Genomic DNA, 6,098 nt, shown 5'->3' on the forward strand with positions numbered 1-6,098 from the left:
CGACGGACTCACGCCCGGTATGGCCGTGATCACCGACCAGCGCGCGGCAGGGGCCAAGCCATGAGCGTGGTGGGCAACACCCCCCTCATCCGCCTGCGCGGCGTGACCAAGGTCTATGGCGAAGGGGCGCTGGCCTTTCAGGCGCTGAAGGGCGTGGACCTCGACATTGCGCAGGGCGACTTTGTGGCCATCATGGGCCCCAGCGGCTCGGGCAAGTCCACGGCCATGAACACGCTGGGCTGCCTGGACCGGCCCACCTCGGGCGAATACCTGTTCAAGGGCGTGCATGTGGAGTCGCTCTCGCGCGACGAGCGGGCGCGGCTGCGGCGGCGCTACTTTGGCTTTGTGTTCCAGGGCTTCAACCTGCTGGCGCGCACCTCGGCGCAAGAGAATGTGGAGCTGCCCCTGCTGTACCGGGGCGAGTCCGCAGCGGCGCGCCACGCCGCTGCGGCTCGGGCGCTGGATGCGGTGGGCCTCAAGGGCTGGGAGCACCACACGCCCGCCGAGCTGTCGGGTGGCCAACAGCAGCGCGTGGCGATTGCACGCGCCATCGTCACCGAGCCCGATGTGCTGCTGGCCGACGAGCCCACCGGCAACCTCGACACCCAGCGCAGTGTCGAGATCATGGACCTGCTGTGGCGCCTGAATGTCGACCACGGCATCACCGTGTTGATGGTCACCCACGAGCCCGACATGGCGCAGTACGCCCGACGCATCGTGCGGTTTGTGGATGGCGTGGTGGACAGCGACGCTGCCAATCCGCATCCCAAGGGCCTGGATGGGGATGCGGGATCGAACGCAGCGGCTGTGACCGTTTCGGACACAGGAGGCCACTGATGCTGCTCAACACCTTGCTGCTGGCGCTGCGTTCCATCCGGCGCAACCTGATGCGCTCTTTCCTCACCATCCTGGGCATCGTGATCGGTGTGAGCGCGGTGATCACCATGGTCACGCTGGGCAATGGCGCCACGCTGGCCATCCAGAACCAGATATCGGGCCTGGGCACCAACTTGCTGCAGGTGCGCCCTGGCCAGCGCATGGGGCCCGGTGGCGGCACCAGCGCCCCGGCATTCAAAGACACCGATGCCGACATGATCGCGCAGCAGATCGGCGGCATCCTGGCCGTGGCGCCCGAGGCACGCGCCGCCGCCACGGCGGTGGTGGGCGGGCGCAACTGGACGACCAGCGTCATCGGCAGCACCAACGCCTGGCTGGAGACTGGCAACTGGACGGTGCGCAATGGCCGCGTCTTCACCGACGCCGAGCTGCGCGCGGGCGCCGCCGTGTGCCTGATCGGCGAAACCGTGCGGCGCGAGCTCTTTGGCACGGCCGATGCCGTGGGCGGCCAGCTGCGTGTGAAGGCGTTTTCGTGCGAGGTGGTGGGCGTGCTGGCTTCAAAAGGGCAGGGCGCGTTTGGCAACGACCAGGACGACACCGTGTTGGTGCCCCTGCGCACGCTGCAGCGTCGGGTGACCGGCAACACGCGGGTGAACACGCTGCTGGTGTCCATGAAGGATGGCAGCGACCCCGAGCGGGTGAAGGCCAGCCTGACTCAGCTGCTGCGCGAGCTGCGCAAGCTGTCGGATTCGGACGAAGACAACTTCAATGTGCTGGACACCAAGCAGCTGGCCGACACACTCTCGGGCACCACCAAGGTGCTGACCACGCTGCTGGGCGCCGTGGCCGCCGTGAGCTTGCTGGTGGGCGGTATCGGCATCATGAACATCATGCTGGTGAGCGTGACCGAGCGCACGCGCGAGATCGGCCTGCGCCTGGCCATCGGTGCGCTGGAGCGCGAGGTGCTGCTGCAGTTCCTGATCGAGGCCGTGGTGCTTGCTGCACTCGGCGGGCTTATCGGCATCGTGCTGGCGACGGGCGCGTCGCTTGCGCTGTCGGGGTTGATGGGGGTGCCCTACATCTTCAACCCCGGCGTGAACCTGCTGTCGTTCGTGTTCTCGGCCGGGATTGGCGTGGTGTTCGGCTACTTCCCGGCGCGGCGCGCGGCGCGCATGGACCCCATCGATGCGCTGCGGCATGAGTGAGTGGCGCAGCGCATGCGCCACTGCCAGATTTGTGAACGAAAAGTGCCCTTCCCGCCTGAGGTATGGGCACTTTAAGCTATCAATTTGATAGTTTTTATTGGATGGTGAGCGTGGCGGCCTTGCTGGCGGGCTCCACCTTGGCCAGGGTCAACGTCAGTACGCCATTCTCCAGCTTGGCGCTGCTGTTGGCTGCATCGATGTCGGCCGCGAGCTCCCAGGCGCGCTGCACCTGGCGGGGGGCGCCATCCACACTTTGCAGGCGCACCACGTTGCCTTCGATGCTGATTTGCAGCTGTTCACGGGCCAGGCCCGGCACATCCAACTGCAGCGTGGTGGACTTGTCGTCTTGTGTCACGGTGCAACCCGCCGAAGGGGCTGAGGCAGGGGCTGCCAGCGCGCCCATCAGAAAACGCTGCAGCGCGAGGTCGGAGGAACGGGGGGCCTGGGCATAGGCGGCGCGGCGGATCACAGGGGCGAAGATCATGGGTAACTCCTATACACTGCGCGGCTCTCGACGTGGTCGCCGCATGCCAAGGAGTTGTGTACGCCCGCGTTGCTTTTCAAGGGAAAAAGTGGCATGAATAAATTGCAAGCCGTGGGCTTGAAATCGGGTGCAGCAGCATTACGTCTCACTGCTTGGGCCACCGCCATGGCGGTGGCGGGCGCCATGGCCCCCGTGTCCGCCAGCTGGGCGCAGGCCGCGGCGCCAGCTGCGGCTGCAGCCCAGGCCAAGCCCGTCAAGGTGGCGCTCATCGAAAGCCTGTCGGGTGCGTTCTCCAACACCGGCGAAGCGGTGTACCGCAACGTGTACTGGGCGATAGAGCGCGTGAATGCGCGTGGTGGCGTACAACTGCCCGTGAGCAGCGGCGGCCCCCGGTCCCTCGCTCTTGAACGTTACGACAGCAAGGGCCAGAACGAAGAGGCGCTCTCAGCCTTGCGCGCGGCCATCGACGATGGCGCGCAGGTCATCCTGCAGGGCAATTCATCGGCCACGGCGGCGGTTCTGATCGAGGCCATCAACAAGCACAACGAGCGCGAGCCGAACAAACGCGTGCTTTTCCTCAACTACTCGGCGGTGGACCCCATCCTCACCAACGAGAAATGCAGCTTCTGGCACTTTCGTTTTGACGCCCATGCGGACATGCGCATGGCGGCGTTGATGGACGTGATGCGCGAGGACAAAAGCCTCAAGAGCGTGTACCTCATCGGCCAGGACTACAGCTTTGGCCAGGCCGTGCTGCGCGAGGCCAAGAAGCAGCTGGCCGCGCAGCGCCCCGACGTGGCCGTGGTGGGCGAAGAACTGCACCCCATCGGCCGCATCAAGGACTTTGCGCCCTACGCCGTGAAGATCAAGACCAGCGGCGCGCAGGCGGTGGTCACCGGCAACTGGGGCAACGACCTGACCCTGCTGGTCAAGGCGGCCCGCGAGGTCGGCTACGAAGGCAGCTTCTACACCTTCTACGGTAATGCACTGGGTGCGCCCGCAGCCATCGGTGATGCGGGCATTGGCAAGGTGGTGGCCGTGGCCGACTGGCTGCCCAATGTGCCGGGCGCGCAGAGCGAGGCGTTCTACCAGTCATTCCGCACGCGCTTCCCAAAGCCGCAGGACGACTACGTGCACATGCGCATGCAGCTCATGGTGGAGGCGCTGGCCCAGTCCATCGAGCGCGCGGGAAGCACCGACACCGTGGCCGTTGCGCGGCAGATGGAGAGCGCCAACGTGCAGCTCTCCGGCCAGGGCGGCAGCATGCGCGCGGCAGACCACCAGTTTCAGCAGGCGCTGGTGGTGGGCGTGATGGACAAAAAGGGCGCGCCGGGTGTGAAGTTCGACGTGGAAGGCTCGGGCTACGGCTTCCGCGTGGTGCGGCAGATTCCTGCGGCCAAGGCGCAGCAGCCGCACAGCTGCCAGATGCAGCGGCCTTGACGGGCGCTGTCGGGACGGCGGTGTTGCCGCCCAGCCGTCGTCTCGCCCCTTACTGCGCCGTGCCGCGCGCTGCTGCCACCTCCCGCCCTAGCTCGATCACCGCCATCGCGTAGTAGCTGGACCAGTTGTAGCGCGTGATGGCGTAAAAGTTCTCGGTGCCTGCCACGTAGCTGGGCGCATCGTTGCCGTTTTGCAGTTCCACCAGTGCGAGAGGGCCGATGTGCTGGGTGCCCTGGGCATCCAGCACGGCGCCCTTGGCCAACATGCTGGCCGCGCTGAAGGTGGGCAGGATGTCGGGTGCGAGCAGGTCGTCGAGCTGCAGGCGCGCGTTGTCAAACTGCACGCCAAAGTGCGTGGGCATGCCCGGTGTCCAGCCGTGGCCCCGGAAGTAGTTGGCCACCGAGCCGATCGCATCGGCCGGGCTTTTGAACAGGTCCACGCGGCCATCGCCGTCAAAGTCGATGGCGTAGCGCACCCAGCTCGATGGCATGAACTGGCCCAGGCCCATGGCTCCGGCATAGCTGCCACGCGGCTCGAAGGGGTCGGTGTTGCTGCGGTTGGTGAAGCTCAGGAATTGCTCGAGCTCACGGCGGAAGAATTCGGCGCGCTCCTTGGCGCGCGGGTGGGCCGAGGGAAAGTCGAACGCCAGCGTGGCCAGCGCATCCATCACGCGGAAGTTGCCCATTTGCTGGCCGTAGATGGTCTCCACGCCGATGATGCCCACGATGGTTTCGGCGGGCACGCCGTACTCGCGCTCGGCGCGCTCCAGCGCTGCCTGGTTCTGTTGCCAGAAACGCACACCGGCGCGGATGCGTATCGGCTCCACAAAGCGGCTGCGGTACACGCGCCAGTTCTTGGCCTGGCCCTTGGCGGGCGGCAGCATGAGCTTGGGCACCTGGGGCAGGAAATGCGCCTGGCCAATCGCCTGGCGCACCCATTCACGGTCCAGGTCGCGGCGCGCGGCCAGGTCGTCGGCAAACTGCAGGGCCTCGGGGCGCGAGGCGTAGAGCACCGCAGGCTGCCTGGTGCTGGTGTTTTTTGAAGATTTTTCGGGCTTTGCGCTTGCTGGTATTGTGCAAAAAGCTATCAATAATGTAGCAATAAGGGCAATCGGTCGGTGGGTCTTCGGCATGTCCGGGGTCAAGGTTTGGATGCTGGGGGCCAGGGCAAGGTATTGAACTGGCGCCGCAGGTGGCTCCATTCGGTATCGGGCTGGGGTGCGTAGCGCAGGCGTTCCAGGCGCAGCAGCCAGTCGGCCACTGCCGCTGCCGGGGCGCCGAATTGTGCCTGCACCTGCTCTGCCATGGCGCGGGGGGGCGTGGTGGGCGGCAGCACCAGCCCTGCGCGGGCCAGGCGCTGGCGGGCGCGGGCCAGCAGGCGCAGCCAGGGGTCGTGCTGGCTGCGCTCCCACAGGCTCCAGGCCATGCCACCCAAGGCTGCAAATATGATCAGGAAACCCAGCACCATGGTCAGGTCCTGCCAGTTGGGTGCCTCAAAGCCCAGTGCCTTGAGCAGGTCGAGCTGGCGGCTTTGGGTGTAGTTGAGCACCCACTGGTTCCAGCTGTTGTTGACGGCCTCCCACATGGCCCGCAGGTTTTGGGCCAGGCCGGGGCTGAGCACCGTGCCCATGGCCGCAGCCAGCGCGCCCTGCGGCGCGCGCAGCCGCTCGAAGGCGCCGGTGCGCCCGGGCGACACGGCGCCTGTGGGGTCCACCCGCACCCAGCCTCGCCCGGCCAGCCAGACTTCGGCCCAGGCGTGAGCGTCGCTCTGACGCACTGTCCAGAGGCCGTCCACGGGGTTGCGGTCGCCGCCCTGGTAGCCGGTGACGATGCGGGCCGGGATGTCCAGCGCGCGCATCAGCACCACAAAGGAGGAGGCGATGTGCTCACAAAAGCCTTCCTTGCGGTCAAACCAGAATTCGTCGGCAGTGTGCTGGCCATACACGCCGGGATCCAGTGAGTAGGTGTAGCCGCCGGTGCGCAGGCGCGCCAGGGCAGCGTTGACCAGGGCTTCGGCGTTGTCCCGGGCGGGGTTGGGGGCGATCAGCGGGTCGTTGCGCATCTGCTGGGCCAGGGCCAGCGTGCGGGGGTTGAAGCCTGCGGGCAGCTCGGTGTAGGCGCGCAGGCTGGGGG

6 protein-coding genes are annotated in these 6,098 nt (G+C 66.8%); 3 read left to right on the forward strand and 3 right to left on the reverse strand.

Features of this window, described 5'->3' with window-relative positions; translation table 11 throughout:
• The first annotated feature begins 60 nt into the window (after positions 1–60).
• Together DBR12_RS22370 and DBR12_RS13305 are read left to right on the forward strand one after the other, a co-directional pair.
• On the forward strand, positions 61–837 hold the full coding sequence (locus tag DBR12_RS22370) for an ABC transporter ATP-binding protein (RefSeq protein ID WP_199226686.1): 777 nt from the start codon (positions 61–63) through the stop codon (positions 835–837).
• Positions 837–2,042 carry an ABC transporter permease gene (locus DBR12_RS13305; RefSeq protein ID WP_108617685.1) on the forward strand — a complete coding sequence of 402 codons (1,206 nt, stop codon included), beginning with the start codon at positions 837–839 and terminating at the stop codon, positions 2,040–2,042. Before DBR12_RS22370 ends, DBR12_RS13305 begins: the two co-directional genes overlap by 1 nt.
• Before the next feature lie 94 nt (positions 2,043–2,136).
• Here DBR12_RS13305 and DBR12_RS13310 read toward each other — a convergent pair whose 3' ends face one another.
• Positions 2,137–2,526 carry an Hsp20/alpha crystallin family protein gene (locus DBR12_RS13310; protein ID WP_108617686.1) on the reverse strand — a complete coding sequence of 130 codons (390 nt, stop codon included), beginning with the start codon at positions 2,524–2,526 and terminating at the stop codon, positions 2,137–2,139.
• A 93-nt stretch (positions 2,527–2,619) separates the two neighbouring features.
• Between DBR12_RS13310 and DBR12_RS13315 the strand changes: the two genes are divergently transcribed.
• A complete protein-coding gene (locus tag DBR12_RS13315) occupies positions 2,620–3,966 on the forward strand; it encodes a branched-chain amino acid ABC transporter substrate-binding protein (protein ID WP_108617687.1) in 1,347 nt (448 codons plus the stop codon).
• A 49-nt stretch (positions 3,967–4,015) separates the two neighbouring features.
• Here DBR12_RS13315 and mltB read toward each other — a convergent pair whose 3' ends face one another.
• Both mltB and DBR12_RS13325 read right to left on the reverse strand, forming a co-directional pair.
• On the reverse strand, positions 4,016–5,098 hold the full coding sequence (mltB, locus tag DBR12_RS13320; RefSeq protein ID WP_108617688.1) for a lytic murein transglycosylase B: 1,083 nt from the start codon (positions 5,096–5,098) through the stop codon (positions 4,016–4,018).
• Positions 5,099–5,106: 8 nt separating this feature from the next.
• Positions 5,107–6,098 (reverse strand): transglutaminase family protein (locus tag DBR12_RS13325; RefSeq protein ID WP_146185534.1); only part of this gene is annotated, 992 nt, incomplete at its 5' end.

It is taken from the genome of Acidovorax sp. HMWF029 (assembly GCF_003060895.1).
Classification (GTDB): domain Bacteria; phylum Pseudomonadota; class Gammaproteobacteria; order Burkholderiales; family Burkholderiaceae_C; genus Acidovorax.